Source organism: Mycobacterium gordonae, from assembly GCF_017086405.1.
GTDB classification, from domain to species: domain Bacteria; phylum Actinomycetota; class Actinomycetes; order Mycobacteriales; family Mycobacteriaceae; genus Mycobacterium; species Mycobacterium gordonae_D.
Genome location: NZ_CP070973.1, coordinates 1,435,605 through 1,454,927, shown reverse-complemented (window position 1 = coordinate 1,454,927; position 19,323 = coordinate 1,435,605). Strand labels below are relative to the sequence as shown.

The 19,323-nt window shown below is 72.2% G+C and carries 12 protein-coding genes and 3 pseudogenes; 9 read left to right on the top strand and 6 right to left on the bottom strand.

The window, feature by feature from the left end:
* Positions 1-3 precede the first annotated feature (3 nt).
* Positions 4-2,628 (top strand): PE family protein, encoded by a 2,625-nt coding sequence (locus tag JX552_RS06415; protein ID WP_205876589.1) that lies wholly within the window; start codon positions 4-6, stop codon positions 2,626-2,628.
* On the top strand, positions 2,549-6,301 hold the full coding sequence (locus tag JX552_RS33210) for a hypothetical protein (protein ID WP_205876588.1): 3,753 nt from the start codon (positions 2,549-2,551) through the stop codon (positions 6,299-6,301). The genes JX552_RS06415 and JX552_RS33210 overlap by 80 nt, the downstream gene beginning before the upstream one ends.
* A gap of 124 nt (positions 6,302-6,425) precedes the next feature.
* On the opposite strand, the gene JX552_RS06405 is transcribed toward JX552_RS33210, so the two are convergent.
* The gene (locus JX552_RS06405; RefSeq protein WP_205876587.1) at positions 6,426-7,295 is read right to left on the bottom strand and encodes a MaoC/PaaZ C-terminal domain-containing protein; all 870 of its coding nucleotides are present in this window, start codon (positions 7,293-7,295) and stop codon (positions 6,426-6,428) included.
* 94 nt (positions 7,296-7,389) lie between these two features.
* Between JX552_RS06405 and JX552_RS06400 the strand changes: the two genes are divergently transcribed.
* Positions 7,390-8,100, top strand: a complete 711-nt coding sequence (locus JX552_RS06400) for a histidine phosphatase family protein (RefSeq protein ID WP_205876586.1) — start codon at positions 7,390-7,392, stop codon at positions 8,098-8,100.
* A gap of 535 nt (positions 8,101-8,635) precedes the next feature.
* On the opposite strand, the gene JX552_RS06395 is transcribed toward JX552_RS06400, so the two are convergent.
* The 4 genes and pseudogenes from JX552_RS06395 to JX552_RS33960 all read right to left on the bottom strand — a co-directional run.
* Entirely contained in the window at positions 8,636-8,908 is a 273-nt protein-coding gene (locus tag JX552_RS06395; RefSeq protein ID WP_431195926.1) for a YncE family protein, read from the bottom strand.
* The gene (locus JX552_RS33970) at positions 8,899-9,264 is read right to left on the bottom strand and encodes a YncE family protein (protein WP_431195962.1); all 366 of its coding nucleotides are present in this window, start codon (positions 9,262-9,264) and stop codon (positions 8,899-8,901) included. The genes JX552_RS06395 and JX552_RS33970 overlap by 10 nt, the downstream gene beginning before the upstream one ends.
* A gap of 24 nt (positions 9,265-9,288) precedes the next feature.
* Positions 9,289-9,387 (bottom strand): annotated as a pseudogene (locus JX552_RS33965) (YncE family protein); the annotation flags it as partial.
* Positions 9,388-9,471: 84 nt separating this feature from the next.
* Positions 9,472-10,691, bottom strand: a pseudogene (locus JX552_RS33960) (PE family protein); the annotation flags it as partial.
* Between the two features lie 1,084 nt (positions 10,692-11,775).
* Between JX552_RS33960 and JX552_RS33195 the strand changes: the two are divergent.
* The 4 genes and pseudogenes from JX552_RS33195 to JX552_RS06375 all read left to right on the top strand — a co-directional run.
* A pseudogene (locus JX552_RS33195) lies at positions 11,776-12,996 on the top strand (PE family protein); the annotation flags it as partial.
* Positions 12,985-13,842: a YVTN family beta-propeller repeat protein gene (locus JX552_RS33190; RefSeq protein WP_277396086.1), complete on the top strand. Its 858-nt coding sequence runs from the start codon at positions 12,985-12,987 to the stop codon at positions 13,840-13,842. The pseudogene JX552_RS33195 and the gene JX552_RS33190, both read left to right, overlap by 12 nt.
* A 247-nt stretch (positions 13,843-14,089) precedes the next feature.
* A complete protein-coding gene (locus JX552_RS06380; protein WP_205876583.1) occupies positions 14,090-16,099 on the top strand; it encodes an SDR family oxidoreductase in 2,010 nt (669 codons plus the stop codon).
* Between the two features lie 51 nt (positions 16,100-16,150).
* On the top strand, positions 16,151-16,876 hold the full coding sequence (locus tag JX552_RS06375) for a 2OG-Fe dioxygenase family protein (protein ID WP_205876582.1): 726 nt from the start codon (positions 16,151-16,153) through the stop codon (positions 16,874-16,876).
* On the opposite strand, the gene cmaA1 is transcribed toward JX552_RS06375, so the two are convergent.
* Positions 16,854-17,723 (bottom strand): cyclopropane mycolic acid synthase CmaA1, encoded by an 870-nt coding sequence (gene cmaA1 / locus JX552_RS06370; RefSeq protein WP_205876581.1) that lies wholly within the window; start codon positions 17,721-17,723, stop codon positions 16,854-16,856. The genes JX552_RS06375 and cmaA1 overlap by 23 nt on opposite strands.
* Before the next feature lie 23 nt (positions 17,724-17,746).
* Between cmaA1 and JX552_RS06365 the strand changes: the two genes are divergently transcribed.
* The gene (locus tag JX552_RS06365; protein ID WP_205876580.1) at positions 17,747-18,673 is read left to right on the top strand and encodes a nucleoside hydrolase; all 927 of its coding nucleotides are present in this window, start codon (positions 17,747-17,749) and stop codon (positions 18,671-18,673) included.
* 59 nt (positions 18,674-18,732) lie between these two features.
* The gene (locus tag JX552_RS06360; RefSeq protein ID WP_205876579.1) at positions 18,733-19,098 is read left to right on the top strand and encodes a hypothetical protein; all 366 of its coding nucleotides are present in this window, start codon (positions 18,733-18,735) and stop codon (positions 19,096-19,098) included.
* The last annotated feature ends 225 nt before the right edge of the window (positions 19,099-19,323 follow it).

The window sequence follows — 19,323 nt, the reverse complement described above, 5'->3', positions numbered from 1 at the left end:
CTGGTGTCTTTCGTAGTAATCGCGCCGGACTTGGTGAGTTCCGCAGCACAAGACTTGGCTGCTGTCGAGGCGGCGGTCGGTGCGGCCAATGCGGCGGCGGCACGGTTCACCACCACGGTCCTACCCGCCGCCGCGGATGAGGTGTCGGCGGGGATCGCGGCGCTCTTCGGACAGCACGGTCAGCAATATCAGCTCATCGGCGAACAGACGGCGGCGTTCCATCGGCAGGTGGTGATGGCGCTGCGGGCCGGCGCGGGGTTCTACGCGTCGGCCGAGGCAACCAACGCCGAACAGGTGCTGCTGGATCTGCTCAACTCCCCCGCCCAGGCCCTGCTCGGACGGCCCTTGATCGGCGATGGCGCCAATGCCACCGCACCCGGCGGCGCCGGCGGCGCCGGCGGTCTGCTGTTCGGCAACGGCGGCAACGGCGCCCCGGGTGCCCCGGGACAGACCGGCGGCGCCGGCGGCAGCGCCGGACTCTGGGGCAAAGGCGGGGCCGGCGGCGCCGGCGGCGCGGGCGGGGGCAGCGGCGGCGCCGGCGGGACCGGCGGGCTGCTGTTCGGAACCGGCGGCGCCGGCGGGACCGGCGGCGCCGGCGGCGGCACCGGCGGATTCGGGGGCGACGGTGGGTGGCTGTGGGGCGGCGGCGGCGTCGGCGGGGCCGGCGGCCCAGGTGGCGGCACCGGCGGCACGGGTGGTCGCGCCGACTTGCTGTTCGGGGCCGGCGGCGCCGGCGGAGCCGGCGGCCCCGGGAGCGACGCGGCGCCCGGTGGGCGCGGCGGTGATGGCGGGGCCGGCGGCTGGTTCGCCCCCGGCGGCGCGGGCGGCAATGGGGGCACCGGGGGCGCCGGTAGCGCTGGTGGCGCGTTCGGCGGCACCGGTGGCAGCGGCGGCGCCGGCGGCGCGGGGGGCGCCGGCGGTCAGAGCGCGCTGCTGTTCGGCGCGGGCGGGCGGGGCGGGCTCGGCGGGCAGGGCGGGGCCGGCGGTCCCGGCGGCATCGGCGCCGACGGCAACGCTGCCGGACTCGGCGGCATCGGGGGCGCCGGCGGCACGGGCGGCGATGGCGGCGCCGCAGGTCACGGCGGCGCGGGCGGTGCCGGACACTTCCTTGGCGCTGGCGGGGCGGCCGGCGTCGCCGGCGCCGGCGGTGTGGGCGGAACTGGCGGTGCCGGCGGGTCTGGCGCTGCCGGTGCTGACGCGGCCGCAGGATCGGGCGCCGTCGGTGGCGTGGGGTTCGCCGGCGGCGCCGGCGGCGCCGGGGGCCACGGCGGGCTGGCCGGCTCTGGCGGAATTAACGGAAACGGCGGAGCCGGCGGGGCCGGCGGGCTGGGCGGGACCGGCGGCGCCGCAGGTTCCAGCACCGACGGCGTCGGGGGCACCGGCGGGGCCGGCGGTACCGGCGGCGCGGCAGGCGCAGGCGGTGCGGCCGGGACTGGCGGCAGCGGTGGAGCCGCCGGCCAGCCCGGGATCGGCGGCAAAGGCGGCACGGGCGGCGCCGGCGGGTCCGGCGGCGCCGGCGCCGGCGCCGGTTCGGGAGCCGCGGGTGGCGTCGGCTTTGCCGGTGGCGCCGGCGGGGCGGGCGGCACCGGCGGCGACGCGAGCCCGGGTGGCATCAATGGCTCCGGCGGCCTGGGCGGTCACGGCGGACAGGGCGGTACCGGCGGCACTGGCGGCTCGAACACCGCCGGCCAGGGCGGACCCGGCGGGACCGGCGGAAGTGGCGGCGACGCCGGTGCTGGCGGCGCGGCAGGCGTCGGTGGCACCGGCGGCACCACCGGCGATGCCGGCACGGGCGGCACCGGCGGGACAGGTGGGACTGGCGGGACGGGAAGCACCGGTCTGGATGCCACCGCCCACTCCGCCGCTCAGGGCGGCACCGGCGAAACCGGCGGCGCCGGCGGCACCGGCGGTCAGGGCGGTAACACCGGCGCCGGCGGGATCAACGGCAGCGGCGGCACCGGCGGACGCGGCGGACAGGGCGGCACCGGTGGGGCAGGTGGATCAGGCACCCTGGCCGGCTCGGCCGGCGCGGCCGGCGGCATCGGCGGGACCGGAGGTGCCGCCGGCGGCGGAGGCGCGGCCGGCACCGGTGGCATCGGCGGTACCGCGGGCAGCGCAGGCACCGGCGGCACCGGCGGCACCGGCGGGGCAGGCGGGGCCGGCAGCGTCGGGCCAGATGCGGCCAGCAATTCAGGGGCGGTCGGCGGCACCGGCTTTGCCGGAGGAGCCGGCGGAGTCGGCGGCCAAGGCGGTCACGCCGGTCCCGGCGGCATCAACGGCACCGGCGGCACCGGCGGCATCGGCGGCCAGGGCGGCACCGGCGGACAAGGCGGATCAGGCACCCTGGCCGGCTCGTCCGGCGGAGTCGGCGGAACCGGAGGATCCGGGGGTGCTGCCGGTATCGGCGGCGCGGCCGGCACCGGCGCCACCGGCGGAACAACCGGCGCCGCGGGCACCGGCGGCCTCGGCGGCACCGGCGGCCTTGGCGGTACCGGTAGCACCGGCACGCACGCCGCCGCCCACTCCGGCACAGCAGGAAGCACCGGGTATGCCGGCGCCGCGGAGGGGTCGGCGGTCAAGGCGGGTCCGGCCGGGCGGAATCAACGGCGGCGGGGGCACCGGCGGTGACGGCGGCCGGGGCGGCATCGGCGGTGACGGCGGCTCCGGCACGGTGGCCGGTTCGGCCGGTGGTTCCGGCGGCACCGGCGGAATCGGCGGCGCCGCCGGTGCGGGTGGCAATGCCGGAATCGGCGGCACCGGCGGATCTAGCGGTGATGTGGGCCGTGGTGGCACCGGCGGAGTGGGCGGCAACGGCGGGACCGGTAGCGCAGGCTTCGACGGCGTCTCCGGCAGTGGCGCCGCGGGCGGTGCCGGATTCGCCGGCGGGGCGGGTGGCACCGGCGGCGCCGGCGGCGGTGGAACTGGCGGAAGCCACGCCGGCGACGGTGGCAGTGGGGGCATCGGTGGCCTAGGTGGGGCGGGCGGCACGGGCGGCAGCGGCAGCGCCGGCAGCGCCCTGCAGGCCGGCGGCCGGGGCGGAGAAGGCGGAGCCGGTGGCCAGGGCGGCGCGACCGGTGTTGGCGGGGCCGCCGGTGGCACCGGCGGAAGTGCGGGTGCAGCCGGCACGGCGGGCTCCGGCGGCATGGGCGGCACCGGCGGCTCAGGAGGCAGCGGTGGCGGCGGCATCGCGGGCGAGGCCGGCGGCGGCACTGGTGGCGGCGGCACCGCCGGGGGCGCCGGCGGCAAGGGTGGTCAAGGCGGCGCGGCCGGCGCTGCGGCTGGCGGAGGTATGAGCGGCAAAGCCGGCGACGGGGGCCGGGGCGGCGATGGCGGGATCGGCGGCGCCGGCGGTGGCGGGGGTATCGGAACGGCGGGCACCAGCACCGAAGCCGGCGGCCGGGGCGGTACCGGCGGGGTCGGCGGACAGGGCGGCGGCGCGGGAGCCGGCGGCGCCTCCGGCGGCCCCGACGGCAACATCGGAGCCTCGGGTCACGCCGGCGCGGGTGGGGTCGGTGGACAGGGCGGCGACGGTGGCCGGGGCGGTACTGGCAACAGCGGCCTGACGAGTGGAACCGGAGGACTTGGCACCGCCGGTGGCCAGGGCGGTACCGGCGGGCAGGGCGGTGCGGCCGGCGGAGCCGGCGGTGACGCCGGCGACGGTGGCCGCGGCGGTAACGGCGGCACCGGCGGCAACGGCGGCAACGGCGGCGCGGGAACAGCCGGCAACACCTTGCTGGCCGGGGGCCGCGGCGGTGACGGCGGGACCGCCGGCCAAGGCGGTGCCGCCGGAGCCGGCGGCGCGTCGGGCGGTCCGGGCGGCAACGCCGGCGCGGCCGGCAACGGAGGTACCGGCGGTGTCGGCGGCACCGGCGGCGACGGTGGCGACGGTGGTGTCGGCGGTACGGGCGCGTCGAACGGCGGCACTGGCGGCACCGGCACCGCCGGTGGCGCCGGTGGCGCTGGTGGCAAGGGCGGCGCGGCCGGTCTCGGCGGCAGCGCCAAGGCTGGCGACGGCGGCCAGGGGGGCACTGGCGGCCGCGGAGGCACCGGCGGCACCGGAGGCGTCGGCACCTCGGGTGACGCCTTCACCGCCGGTGGTCAAGGTGGTACCGGTGGGGTCGGCGGCGACGGTGGCGCGGCAGGCTCTGGTGGCCTGGCTGGCGGCGCCGGCGGCAACGCGGGTGCGCAAGGCCATGCCGGCGCCGGCGGGAGCGGCGGCATCGGCGGCAATGGGGGTATCGGCGGCGACGGCGTTACCGTCAGCGTGGGCGGCAAGGGCAGCAGCGGTACCGCCGGCGGACAAGGCGGGACGGGGGGTAAAGGCGGTGCGGCCGGCGGGGCCGGGGCCGACGCAGGCAGCGGCGGCCAGGGCGGCACCGGCGGCACCGGCGGCACCGGCGGCATCGGCGGCACGGGCTCCGCGGGAACCGCCACGAAAGGCGGCGGCAAGGGCGGCGGCGGCGGCTTCGGCGGCGACGGCGGCGCGGCCGGCGTCGGCGGCGCCGCCGGTGGAGCAGGAGGTAGTGCGGGTGCGGCAGGCCTTGGCGGCAACGGCGGTGCCGGCGGGCAAGGGGGAACTGGCGGAGCCGGGTTCCACGGCGCGACCGGTGGCATCGGCGGCGGCAACGGCGGCAACGGCACCGCGGGAGGCGACGGCGGGGCCGGGGGTCTAGGCGGCACGGCCGGCGGCGCCGGCGGCACCGGCGGACGCGGTGGGGAAGGCGGTACGGGTGGCACCGGCGGTGACGGCGGAAACGGCGGAGCAGCTGGCCCGGCCGGTACCAACCTCACTGGCGGTCACGGCGGCGACGGCGCGGCCGGCGGGGCCGGCGGAGCGGGCGGCGACGCGGGTTCAGCGGGTGCGGGCGGTACCGCCGGCAAGGCCGGCACCGCCGGCGATGGCGGGGTCGGCGGCCGCGGCGGCGACGGTGGGTCGGGCGCAGCGGGCGTAGCCGGCGTTTCAGCAGGTACCGGTGGTCATGGCACCGCGGGCGGCGACGCCGGCAACGGTGGCCGGGGCGGTGCGGCGGGCGGATCCGGCGCGACGGGCGGTCTCGGCGGTGACGGCGGTGTCGGAGGCACCGGTGGCCACGGCGGAAACGGCGGAGCCGCGATCTCGATGGGTCATGCGGGCGGCAACGGTGGCATCGGCGGGGCGGGCGGGGCCGGCGGCAACGGCGGCGCGGGTGGTTCAGCAGGTAACGGCGGGGTCGAGGGCGGTATGGGCACGGCCGGCAACGGTGGCCGAGGCGGTGCGGGTGGCACCGGCGCCGTCGGCGCCCCCGCGGTCAATCCCGCTCCTATTCCCGGCGGGCCGACAGCCGCCAGCGGTTCAAACGGCTCCTCCGGCTCTGGCCGGGCATCCGATGGCCTGCGGGGTGCCGACGGAACCATGATTGCCGAAAACGGCGGAAACGGCGGCGAAGGCGGCACCGCCTTACCAGCAGGTGTAAGAAACCAAGCGATAGGAGGAAGAGGCGGCGATGGCGGCCTCGGCGGCGTCGGTGCTAACGGCGGCAACGGTGGCAACGGCGGCGGGATCCTTGGTGATGTCGTTCTCGGCCAAGCCGGTAACGGCGGACACGGCGGTGGCGGTGGCGCCGGGGGTAACGGCGGCAACGGGGGCAATGGCGGAGACCTTGCTACGACAGCAAAGGGTCTAACTACCGCTGGGGCAGGCGGCGACGGGGGCGCCGGCGGCACGGGCGGCAAGGGCGGCAACGGCGGCTACGGCGGCTACGGCGACGGCGGCTTCGGCGGCAATGCGGGACACGGCGGACAAGGCGGCACCGGCGCGACCGGCGGAACCGGCGGCAACGGGGGGGCAGGCGGCAGCGGCGGCGCCGCCGGAAAGATCGGCAACCTGACCGGCGTCATGGGCGGCAGCGGCGGCGCTGGCGGGGCAGGAGCGGCCGGCGGGGCGGGCGCGGCCGGCGGCCCGGGTGGCAACGGCGGCAACGGCGGCGCAGTTACCAATCCTCACGCACTTGTGACTCCGCAGAGCGGCAACGGCGGCAATGGCGGCACCGGCGGCACCGGGGGGTCAGGCGGTGCGGGCGGCAATGGCGGCGCCGGCGGGGCCGGCGGAGCGGGACCCACATTCGGTGCCGGCGGCATCGGCGGCGCCGCGGGTCTCGGCGGTGACGGCGGAACGGGGGGCTCTGGCGGCGCGGGCGGCGAGGCGGGGGTGGCGGAGGTCGCGGGCACGCGACGCGGCGCAAACGGCGCCGCCGGCGGAACCGGCGCGCACGGCGCAACCGGCAGCCAGGGCCAGGTAGGGCCCCAGGGCGCGTCGGGATAGCCCGAAGACCCGATCAACGGCCGGTGATCAGACCCGCAGCGCCCGGCTCCGCCGCGCGTGCGATCGCCGCTAGACACACGGCGGCGACCCGCAACCCCCGGCTCCGCCGCGCGTGCGATCGCCGCTAGGCGACGTACTCCACCTCACCGTCGTCGAGCACCAGCCGGGGTCCCTGACCCTCGGCGCCGGACGCCTCGGTGCGGAACACCGCCCTGCCCGGTTCGGTCTTCCAGATCAACGTCGTCAGCGTCTCGCCCGGAAACACCGGCTTGGTGAACCGCGCCGCGATCGAGGTGATGTTGGCCGCCACACCCTGACCCAGCTCGGCCACCAGCGCGCGGCCGGTGACGCCATAAGTGCACAGGCCGTGCAGGATTGGGCGCGGGAACCCGGCGAGGTTGGTGGCGAACCAGGGATCGCTGTGCAGCGGGTTGCGGTCACCGGACAGCCGGTAGATCAACGCCTGGTCCTCCCGGGTGGGCAGCTCGATCCGAACGTCGGGCTCGCGGTCGGGAAACTCCGGGGCCACCGGCCGCTCCCCCTTCGCACCACCGAAGCCGCCCTCACCGCGGATGACTAGCGTCGTCAACGTCTCGGCGATCAGCGTCCCGCTGTCGGGATCGGTGCCTTTGCCGCGCAGCATCAGGATCGCGTTTTTCCCTTCTCCTTTGTCCTGGATGTCCACCACCTCCGACACCACGGACAGCTTGCCGGCCGGCGGCAGCGGCGCGTGCAGCCGGACGGTCTGCGATCCGTGCAGCAGCATGGCCCAATTGAACGTTCCGACTTTGCCGGCCGCCCCGAAAGCGGGGCAGCAGATCACCGCGTAGGTGGGCAGCACCTGCTGCGGAATGTCATGGCTGTTCTCGGTGGTGAAGGACAGATCCTCAAGCCCGGCGCCGACTCCGAGCGCGTACAGCAGCGTGTCCCGGTCGGTCCACTCGAACAACTGGGGCTTGGTCACCGCGCCGACGGCACTCGGATCAATCGCCATGCGAGTCTCCTCTGAGATTTCAATTCCGCAATTTCGGTGAAGTAACCATCGCAAACCCTTCCCTCCGACGGTGTCGGCAGGGCAGGCTATCGCCATGCCGAAGCGCACATTGATCCGGAGGGCCTCCCAATTCGTCGCTGTGGCCGCCGTGGCGGTGATCGTCGGGGCCTGCAGCAGTAGCCCGCAGGCACGCAGCATCACCTTGACCTTCATCCGCAACGCACAATCCCAAGCCAACGCCGACGGCGTCATCGACACTGCAGTACCTGGTCCCAGCCTCACCGTGGATGGCAAGGGCCAGGCTCAGCAGCTGGCCCATCAGGTCGGACATTCCGACTTCGACGCGCTGTACTCCTCCCCCATGTCCGCAGACCAGCAGACCGCCGGGCCGCTGGCCACCGAGGTCGGCCGGCAGGTCGAGATCCTGCAGGGCCTGCAATCCCTCAATGCCGGCTGGTACAACGGCAAGCCCGAATCGATGGCCAACTCGACCTACCTGCTGGCCCCTGTCCGCTGGGTGGACGGTGACGTGGACACCAGCATCCCGGGGTCGGTGAGCGGCAGCGATTTCAACTCGCAGTTCAGCGGCGCCATCCGCAAGATCTACGACAGCGGCCACAACAAGCCCGCGGTGTTCTCCCAGGGCACCGCGATCATGGTGTGGACGCTGATGAACGTCAAGAACCCCAAGCTCAGCCTGCTCAACAGTCACCCACTGCCCAACGTCGGGCGGGTGGTCATCACCGGCAATCCGACCACCGGCTGGACGCTGGTGGATTGGGATGGGGTACGCAGCTTCAACTGAACTGACCACGCGCCGAAGCTTGTCCGACTGTCAGAGTCGGGTCGAGGGCCCCGGCTTCGCGCAGAGCCCCAGCTCGACGTTGAATTTTGCGCCATTGGGCGAACGCGCTGCGACGGCCCCCGGTACAGCGCCTTGATAATCGCGGCGCCCACGGCCTTAACAGCTCAGCATCGGGGTAGCTCGTTCGGCGACGGTCAAATTGCGCTGGTTTCTGGCCCGACGATGTTGGCGGCGGACCGGGCGACTCTCATCGCATCCGGCGCTTCACGGATTGCCGCTGCCAGGCGCCGGCATCGGCACCGAGCCCGGCGCGACTCGCCCGACCCACATGACGACCGATTTCCTGCACCTACCGGCACACCGCCCTAGGCACAGCATTGGCTCACATTGTGGCGCAACACCATCGGATACAGCCCACCAGCCACCAAGACCCTCTAACCACTCGCCGGCAGGACAGGTTGTTGCGGGGTGGGTGGGTCCAGGACCGTTGTAGGGCCTCGATCACCTCGCACCCCGGTCCACGGCCGGCGGCGGATTAGCCGTGGATCACCGATACCGTGCTCTCGCCGCCGTTGGTGACGTACACCGCGCCGGTGCCGGGATCGACCGCAACCCCGAACGGACCGGTGCCCACAGCGATGGTGGCGGTCACGACGTTGGTGGAGGGGTTGATCACCGACACCGTGCCGCTGGCGTTGTTGGCGACGAATGCGTAGCCGCTGGTCGGGCTGACCGCTACGCCAAACGGATTGCCGCCCACGCGAACAGTGCCGGTCACGGTGTTGTTGTCGGGGTTGATCACCGACACCGTTCCGTCGTCATAGTTGGCGACATAGACCTTGTGCCCCGGGTTGACCGCCACCCCCGCGGGAAGCTGCCCACATCGGTGGTGGTCACGGTGTTGGTGGCAGGGTCGATCGCCGACACCGTGTCGGCGCCGGCGTTGGTGACGTAGATGTTGCCGCCGGGATTGACCGCCACCCCGAACGGCGAGCTGCCCACATCGATGGCGGTCACGGTGTTGGTGGCAGGGTCGATCACCGACACCGTGGTGCTGGCGAAGTTGGTGACGTAGACGTTCCCGCCGGGGTTGACCGCCACCCCGGACGGTCCACTGCCCACCGCGGCGGTTCCGGTCACCGTGTCGGTGGCGGGGTTGATCACCGACACCGTGTCGGCGCCGAAGTTGGCGACATAGACGTTTCCGCCCGGGTCGACCGCCACACCGGACGGTCTACTGCCTACCCCGATGGTGCGGATCACGGTGTTGGTGGCGGGGTTGATCACCGACACCGTGTCGGCGCCGAGGTTGGTGACATAGACGTTGCCGCCGGGGTTGACTGCCACCCCGTATGGGCTGTTGAACCCGGTGATCGTTCTCACGCCGCCACCGGAGCCGCCGACCCCGCCGGTGCCCCCGACCCCGCCGGCCTGCCCGATCGACCCCCCGCCGAGGCCACCGGCCCCTCCGGCAGCGGTGAACCCGGCAAAACTGGCCCCACCCAGACCGCCACCGCCCCCGGCCCCGCCGCTACCGCCCACCCCGGTCACCCCAGCCGGCCCTGACCATCCCAGCAGCCCCGACCCGAACAGCCCACCGGCGCCACCACCGCCGCCGAGCCCGCCAGCACCGCCGGCCCCGCCGGTCCCACCGACCCCGCCGGCCACCCCCCACGCCGTACCGCCCGTACCAGTGCCTCCCACACCGCCGAGCCCGCCGACACCACCAGAACCACCACTGCCACCCACCGACAACAACCCCCACCCAGCACCGCCGGACCCACCCTGACCCCCCGCACCCCCAGCAAAACCGACACCCCCACCAGCCGCACCGACCGCCAACGTCGTCCCACCGGTCCCGCCGGGCCCCCCAGCCCCGCCCAGCCCGAATACCAGCGCCCGCCCCACACCCCAGCGCCCCCGACACCGCCAGCACCGCCGCCCCCCGTGATACCCGCCCCACCGGTCCCCCCAAAGCCACCGGCCCCACCGACACCGGCCAGCCAGCCCCCCGCGCCGCCCGCACCGCCGGCACCGCCGGCACCGCCGGCCACACCCACCCCGCCAGCGCCGCCCGCCCCGCCGGCGCCGAACAACCCCGCATCCCCACCCCGACCACCCGCCTGCCCCGCCGCCCCCGACCCCCCGGCACCCCCGTTACCCCACAACAGCCCGCCATCCCCGCCGGCCTGACCCGTCCCCGCCGCCCCATTAGCCCCATCCCCGATCAGCGGACGCCCCCACAGCAGCGCGCTCTGGGCATTGATCGCCCCCACAACCTCACCCGCCAGAGCCCGCAACGGATCAACCGCCGCCGCTTCCGCCGCGCCATACGATGCCCCCGCCGCGCCGACCGCCTCGACGAACCGGGCATGAAACGCCGACACCTGAGCGCTGATCACCTGATACTGCCCGCCGTGGCCAGAAAACAACGCCGCGATCGCGACCGACACCTCATCGGTACCGGCGCTGCACAGCGCCGTCGTCGAAGCCCCAGCCGTAGCGCTCGCCTCGTTGACCACCGACGCGAGATCAACCAGATCGCCAACCGCTGCATCGAGATACTCCCGTGCCACCAGCACATACGACATCGTCAGACCCTCCCTATCCGCTCACCATGATTTGCGGTGGCCGCCCCACCAGAGTCCGTGCAGCAATGCACCACGCCACCCTAACTGAGTTTATCCGCAGTTATGAGTATTTGTTCAGCCAACGGGTAGTTTCCGACTGTCCCCGCACAGCTGGCGGGACTGCCCAACACGGATACCTGGCCGTGATGCCCAGAGAGATTGGCCAGGGGGCAAAGCCAGGGTGCGACGTACGACGTCGTCGTGTGATTCTTCGTCGTGATGGGGTCCAGCAGTCGGCACCGCCGGGCGACCCCCGATCTGCCGAGCTCAGCACGTCGAAGCGGAGGCGGCCGCGGGATTCGGCCCATTCGTGGTGTTGTGCGGCCCAGCGGCCGTCAAGATCGGGAACGTCTGCGGCGACTACCAGTCGTGCAGATCGCTGGTCGCCGACGAGCACAGGCATAGCAGTCGATCACGGATTGCGTGCAGAAGATCGCGAAATAGAGCCCGCCTTTGGCGAGTCGGCGGTTACGGCCGAGATGCGAACGAGCAGGCCGCGCACAGGCCCTTGGTGGCGATACCGGTGACGGCGAACACGCTGGTGCATAGGGCGCCGGCCGAGGCTTGTGCCCGACGGGTGTCAGCCGGACGCGTTGACGTTGACCCCACGCGACACGAGGTCTTGGCCGGTTCCTTGCGACACAGCACCGCACCCCCCGCCGCGTCAGGCGCCGCGCGTTGAGCAGCGAGGACCCCCGCGTGCGCTTCGTCGTTAACGTCCGTCGCCGGGCGGGTTCGGGCACCTCGAGATCGAGACGTTGCGTCCCGGCGTCGGCCTCCCGACCAGGATGTTCCACCCCGGCCGCTCTCACCGATGTCGTCGCCACCGCGCGTCATCTTGATGAGTCGTTCCATCGCCACCCCCAGGTCCCGATTGTCAGGGGTGAGTGCTCAAGCCCGTGGGACTAGGGGTCACACAATTAGCGATTGAACAAATACTCATAACTGCGGATAAACTCAGTTAGGGTGGCGTGGTGCATTGCTGCACGGACTCTGGTGGGGCGGCCACCGCAAATCATGGTGAGCGGATAGGGAGGGTCTGACGATGTCGTATGTGCTGGTGGCACGGGAGTATCTCGATGCAGCGGTTGGCGATCTGGTTGATCTCGCGTCGGTGGTCAACGAGGCGAGCGCTACGGCTGGGGCTTCGACGACGGCGCTGTGCAGCGCCGGTACCGATGAGGTGTCGGTCGCGATCGCGGCGTTGTTTTCTGGCCACGGCGGGCAGTATCAGGTGATCAGCGCTCAGGTGTCGGCGTTTCATGCCCGGTTCGTCGAGGCGGTCGGCGCGGCGGGGGCATCGTATGGCGCGGCGGAAGCGGCGGCGGTTGATCCGTTGCGGGCTCTGGCGGGTGAGGTTGTGGGGGCGATCAATGCCCAGAGCGCGCTGCTGTGGGGGCGTCCGCTGATCGGGGATGGGGCTAATGGGGCGGCGGGGACGGGTCAGGCCGGCGGGGATGGCGGGCTGTTGTGGGGTAACGGGGGTGCCGGGGGGTCGGGGGCGGCGGGGCAGGCGGGTGGTCGGGGTGGGGATGCGGGGTTGTTCGGCGCCGGCGGGGCGGGCGGCGCTGGCGGGGTGGGTGTGGCCGGCGGTGCCGGCGGTGCCGGCGGTGCGGGCGGCGCGGGGGGCTGGCTGGCCGGTGTCGGTGGGGCCGGTGGCTTTGGGGGGACCGGTGGGGCGGGTATCACGGGGGGCGGCGGTGCTGGCGGTGTCGGGGGCGCTGGGGGTGTGGGGCGGGCGCTGGTATTCGGGCTGGGCGGGGCTGGGGGGCCCGGCGGGACCGGTGGGACGACGTTGGCGGTCGGTGCGGCTGGTGGGGGTGTCGGTTTTGCTGGGGGTGCGGGGGGTCAGGGTGGGTCCGGCGGTGCTGGGTGGGGGTTGTTGTCGGTGGGTGGCAGTGGTGGTTCTGGTGGTGTCGGCGGGCTCGGCGGTGTGGGAGGCACTGGTACGGGCGGTACGGCGTGGGGGGTGGCCGGCGGGGTCGGTGGGACCGGCGGGGCCGGCGGTGCTGGCGGGCTCGGCGGCGGTGGTGGCGCCGGTGGGCTGTTCGGGTCGGGGCTGCTGGGATGGTCAGGGCCGGCTGGGGTGACCGGGGTGGGCGGTAGCGGCGGGGCCGGGGGCGGTGGCGGTCTGGGTGGGGCCAGTTTTGCCGGGTTCACCGCTGCCGGAGGGGCCGGTGGCCTCGGCGGGGGGTCGATCGGGCAGGCCGGCGGGGTCGGGGGCACCGGCGGGGTCGGCGGCTCCGGTGGCGGCGTGAGAACGATCACCGGGTTCAACAGCCCATACGGGGTGGCAGTCAACCCCGGCGGCAACGTCTATGTCACCAACGCCCTCGGCACCACGGTGTCGGTGATCAACCCCGCCACCAACACCGTGACGGGCACCATCGCAGTGGGAAACTACCCATTCGGTGTGGCGGTCGACCCGGGCGGAAACGTCTATGTCGCCAACTTCGGCGCCGACACGGTGTCGGTGATCAACCCCGCCACCAACACCGTGACCGGCACCATCCACGTGGGAAACAACCCGGACGGGCTAGCGGCCAACCCCGGCGGCAACGTCTACGTCATTAACGACGGCGACAATACGGTGTCGGTGATCAACCCCTCCACCAATACGGTGACGAACACCCTCAAAGTGGGCAGCTCACCGGCCGGGGTGGCGGTCCACCCCGGCGGCAACATCTACGTCACCAACAGCAACGACGGGACGGTGTCGGTGATCGACCCTGCCAGCAACACCGTGACCGCCACCATCCGTGTGGGGAGCATACCGTTAGGGGTGGCGGTGGACCCCGGCACCGGCGCGACGTACGTCGCCAACGGTGGCTCCGATACGGTGTCGGTGATCAATCCCTCCGGCAACACCGTGACCGACACCATCGGCGTGGGCGACTTACCGCTCGGGGTGGCGGTCAGCCCCACCAGCGGCTACGTGTTCGTCACCAACTTCGACGCCCGCACGGTGTCGGTCATCGACCCCACCACCCACCTCGTGACCGCCACCATCTCTGTGGGTGACGCCCCGCACGGACTGGCGATCGATCCCGGCACCGGCGCGGTGTACGTCGCCAACGGCTTCAGCGACACGGTGTCGGTGATTCACGGGTAATCCGCCGCCGGCCGTGGACCGGCCGCGAGCGTGGACGCCCTGATGGGGGTGGCGTGCCGGCCTGCACGCTGAGACGTCGGCCGTGGCAGGTCACCATCGCCCGAGCGTCGGTCGTCGTGGGTGGCCCAGTTCCGGTCGGCGTTGCTGCTACCGGGCAGGGGCCCCGCCGGGGTAGGTCAATCGGCTGTAGCGGCCCTTGGCGCGTCACGGTTGACGCGAGCCCCCGCATGCCGCCACGATGGGCTGCATGCGGTATGTCGTTACCGGCGGTACCGGGTTTATTGGTCGCCGAATCGTTGCCCGTCTACTGGACCACCACGCCGATGCGCAGGTCTGGGTCCTGGTCCGCCGTCAGTCGCTGGGCCGCTTCGAGCGCCTCGCCCTGGACTGGGACGACCGGGTGAAACCCCTGGTCGGTGAATTGCCTGAGCTGGCGCTGGCCGACGAGGTGATCGCCGAACTGGGGGCCGTCGACCACGTGGTGCACTGTGCGGCGATCTACGACATCACCGCCGGCGAGGCGGAGCAGCGCGCGGCCAACGTCGAGGGCACCCGCGCTGTCGTCGCCCTGGCACAACGGCTCGGCGCCACGCTGCACCACGTCTCGTCGATCGCGGTGGCCGGTGACTTCCGGGGCGAGTACACCGAGGACGACTTCGACGTTGGCCAGGGACTCCCGACGCCGTACCACCGGACGAAGTTCGAGGCCGAGGCCCTGGTACGGGACACCCCGGGGCTGGCCTACCGTATCTACCGTCCGGCAGTGGTGGTGGGCGATTCGCGCACCGGCGAGATGGACAAGATCGACGGGCCCTATTACTTCTTCGGTGTGCTGGCCAAGCTCGCCGTCCTGCCGTCGTTCACGCCGATGATGCTGCCCGACACCGGGCGCACCAACATCGTGCCGGTCGACTTCGTGGCCGACGCGCTGGTGGCGCTCTTGCACGCCGACGGCTCGGCTTCTCTCGACGGGCGGACGTTCCACCTGACCGCACCCACCACCGTCGGCTTGCGCGGCATCTACCGCGGGATCGCAAGAGCCGCCGGGCTCCCCCCGCTGCGCGGCACCCTGCCCCGTTCGATGGCGACCTCGGTGCTGAAGGTGAGCGGGCGCGCCAGAGTGCTGCGCAACATGGCCGCCACCCAGCTGGGCGTGCCCGCCGAGGTGCTCGACGTGATCGACCTGGCGCCGACATTCGTCAGCGACAAGACGCAGCAGGCGTTGCACGGCACAGGCATTGGTGTGCCGGAGTTCGCGACCTACGCACCGAAACTATGGCGGTACTGGGCCGAGCACCTCGATCCCGACCGGGCCCGGCGCGACCATCCGGACGGCCCGCTGGTGGGTCGTCACGTCATCATCACCGGCGCGTCCAGCGGTATCGGACGCGCGTCGGCGCTGGCCGTCGCGAGGCGCGGTGCCACGGTGTTCGCCCTGGCCCGCAACGGTGAGGCCCTCGAGGAGCTGGTCGCCGAGATCCGCGCGGACGGCGGGCAGGCGTACCCGTTCCCGTGCGACATCACCGATTCGGCGTCGGTGGAGCACACCGTCAAAGACATCCTGGGCCGCTTCGACCACGTCGACTATCTGGTGAACAACGCCGGCCGGTCGATCCGCCGCTCGGTGGTCAACTCCACCGACCGCCTGCACGACTACGAACGCGTCATGGCGGTCAACTACTTCGGCGCGGTGCGGATGGTGCTGGCCCTGCTGCCGCACTGGCGCGAGCGCCGGTTCGGTCATGTCGTCAACGTCTCCAGCGCCGGTGTGCAGGCCCGCAACCCGAAGTACAGCTCCTATCTGCCGACCAAGGCGGCCCTGGACGCGTTCGCCGACGTCGTTTCCACCGAGACGCTGTCCGACCACATCACGTTCACCAACATCCACATGCCGTTGGTCGCAACGCCGATGATCGCGCCGTCGAAGCGGCTGAACCCGGTGCCGGCCATCAGCGCCGAGCGCGCGGCGGCGATGGTGGTGCGCGCCCTGGTGGACAAGCCGGTGCGGATCGACACCCCGATGGGCACCCTCGCCGAGGCCGGTCACCAGTTCGCGCCCAGGCTGTCCCGCCGGATTCTGCACCAGCTCTACCTCGGCTATCCCGATTCCGCGGCCGCGCGCGGGGTTGCCGACCCCATCGAAACCGTTGACCCACAACCCCGTCGGCCCAAGCGCCCCGTCCGCGCCGTCCCGCGGGTGGGGGTGCCCAAGCCGGTCAAGCAGATGGTGCGACTGGTACCCGGCGTGCACTGGTAGGTCCAGACCGCAGAACGTTTAGCGCCGTACCACCGCGGTATCCCCTGCGGCGTGGGCACGACTTCCAACGACCCCGGGCGACGCCCAGACCCGGTAGCCGTCGCAGCACACCACCTCACCGCCACGGGCGCGGCGGTGCTGCATTCGCTCGACCTGACCCGCACGCTGGGCGTGCATCGAGAGGATTGGGTCCGCTTCGGCCGGCACTGGGACGAGTTGGCGCCGGACCCGTACGCCGCAGAGCTGGGCATCGAGCGGCTCGCAGGTACGGGGGTGGGTAGGCAGGTGCGGCCGCTGGCAAGCCAGGAGTTCAGGCAACCCGAGCGCAGCAATCCCCTTTACGTCGGCCGGGACCGCGTTTTCGAGCCCCTGACCGAGACGTTCGCCGAGGATCCGTTGCTGCGTGAACTGCTGCGCGTGCTCGGTCGGCTCGCGGCCGCCCTCGACGACGACATCGAGTGGGACGTCAAGGTGCACCCGTTCCGTACCCAGTCCACCGGAGACGATGGTTATCCGACACCGGAAGGCATCCACCGCGACGGGGTAACGATGGTCAGTTCGCTGCTATTCACGCCGCGCAACGCTCTCGGCGGTGAGAGCACCGTGCGCGACACGGCTGGCCGGCAGTTGCTGGCGACCACGTTGGACGAGCCCGGCACGTTGCTGGTGGGCGACGACCGCCGCACCGTGCACGGCGTGTCACCGATTCGTCCGATCGACGACTCCGGTCCGGCCCAGCGCGATGTGCTGGTGATTACGTTCGCTTCTCACACGTGAACTGGTTGACGTCGATGTAGCCCATCCGGAACATCTCGGCGCATCCGGTGAGGTACTTGATGTAGCGCTCGTAGACTTCCTCGGACTGCAGCGCGATGGCCTGGTCTTTGTGTGCTGCCAGCGCGGCCGACCAGATGTCGAGAGTCTTGGCGTAGTGCGGCTGCAGCGACTGCACCCGCGTGACATCGAACCCGTTCGCGGTGGCCCGCTCCTGCACCATGGGGATCGACGGCAACCGTCCGCCCGGAAAGATCTCGGTGACAATAAATTTGACGAATCGAGCGAACTCGAACGTCAGCGGCAGACCGCGCTCCTTCATCTCCAGCGGGTGCAGCCCGGTGATGGTGTGCAACAGCATGATTCCGTCGTCCGGCAGCAGGCGGTGGGCGAGGGTGAAGAACGCGTCGTAACGCTCGTGCCCGAAGTGCTCGAACGCGCCGATGCTGACGATGCGGTCCACCGGTTCGTCGAACTGCTCCCAGCCTTGCAGCAGAACGCGTTTCGTACGGGGGCTGCCGGATTTCGCGAACAGTTGCTCGACGTGATTGGCCTGGTTCTTGCTCAGGGTGAGGCCGACGACGTCGACGTCGTAGCGCTCCACCGCGCGCATCATGGTGGCGCCCCAGCCGCAGCCGACGTCGAGCAGGGTCATGCCTGGCTGCAATCCGAGTTTGCCCAACGCCAGATCGATCTTGGCGATCTGCGCCTCTTCGAGCGTCATGTCGTCGCGCTCGAAGTACGCGCAGCTGTAGGTCTGGGTGGGGTCCAGGAACAGCCGGAAAAAGTCGTTGGACAGGTCGTAATGCGCCTGCACGTCGTCAAAGTGCGGGGTCAGATCATCGGACATCCGCACAGCGTATCGTGACCCCGATGAGCGCCGTGTTCGCCGATGTGGACACCGGCATCGACGACGCGCTCGCCCTCATCTATTTGCTGGCCAGCGATGTCAACCTGGTGGGTATCGCCGCGACGGGGGGCAATATCGCGGTGGACCAGGTGTGTGCGAACAACCTCGGCCTGCTCGATCTGTGCCGGGCCGGCCCCATCGGCGTCTCCCGCGGAGCCGATCGGCCGTTGAACGGGCAGCTTCCCCGGCGCGGAGATATCCATGGCCCCAACGGTTTAGGGTATGCCGAACTGCCGCCCGGCGACCGGCGCCTCACCGAACACGATGCGGCGACGGCCTGGGTGCGCGCGGCCCATGCCCATCCCGGCGAGCTGGTCGGTTTGGCGACGGCGCCGTTGACGAACCTGGCACTGGCGCTGCGCATCGAACCGGCCCTCCCGAGACTATTGCGGCGACTGGTGATCATGGGCGGCGTGTTCGACAGCCAGGGACCACCCGAATGGAACGTCAGGGTGGACCCGCAGGCAGCGGCCGAGGTGTTCGCGGCCTGGGCGGGCCTGCCGCGACCGCCGACCGTGTGCGGCCTGGACGTGACGCGCCGGGTCGTCATGACGCCGGCATTGCTCGACGGCCTGGCGGGGCCGTCGCCGGTGACCCGGTTCATCGTGGACGCGATGCGGTTCTATTTCGAGGTGCACCGCGAGCGCGGCCTGGGCTACCTCGCCCATCTACATGACCCGCTAGCCGCAGCCGTGGCGCTCGACCCACAGTTGGTCCAGACCCGACCGGCCACGGTCGACGTCGACGTGTCGGGCCAACCCGGGACGACTACCGCCGATTGGCCCGGCACGCGAAAGCCTAACGCGCAGATAGGAATTGACGTGAATGCCGTGACGTTTCTGGACCGGTTCACCCAGCGCGTGCAGCGCTTCGCCGGCCGGCTGAGCTGATCGGCACCTGACCGGATCGGCGCAAGATTTGCGCAAGCGTTGCGCCGTAACGTCATCACATGAAAAAACCGATGACCTATCTGGCGCTTGTGGTATTGCTGTCGGCCGACATGGCGGCAGTGGCGGAGCCGGGTGTCGCGCGGGCCAAGCCCGCCGTCCCGGTGCCGTTGGGTTCCTGGCCGGGGTGTCCGGAGGACCATCCCGAGGGGCCCTGCCACTGGTGCCCGGGAGACCCTCAGCCCCAAACGGGCAATCTGCGGGTCAACCCCGTAATTTGGGACTGGAGCGTCTGCCACACCTACTACTACGTCTATTCCGGCCAGGGCAACGTGGCACAGAACATCTGGGACGGCGAGAATCCTCCGCCGCCGCCACCCTGGCCGATAGGACTCAATTTCTGCCCGATCCCGCCATGGTGCCCGTGATGGAGCGCAGTGCCGACGAGTACAAGACCCAAAGTCACGGTCGAACGGGCGGAATCATACCGAGCGTATGGCACATGCGTCCCAAAAAATACCGTTGAACGGTTGCGCAATTGACCCCTGACCCCCTAATTTATAAGCACGGTGAGATTCAGATCACGTGTGGCGCGACAAAGCAACGAAGCATTGGTCACAACTTGGTCTGCACCGCGGGGAGGCGGCCGCACA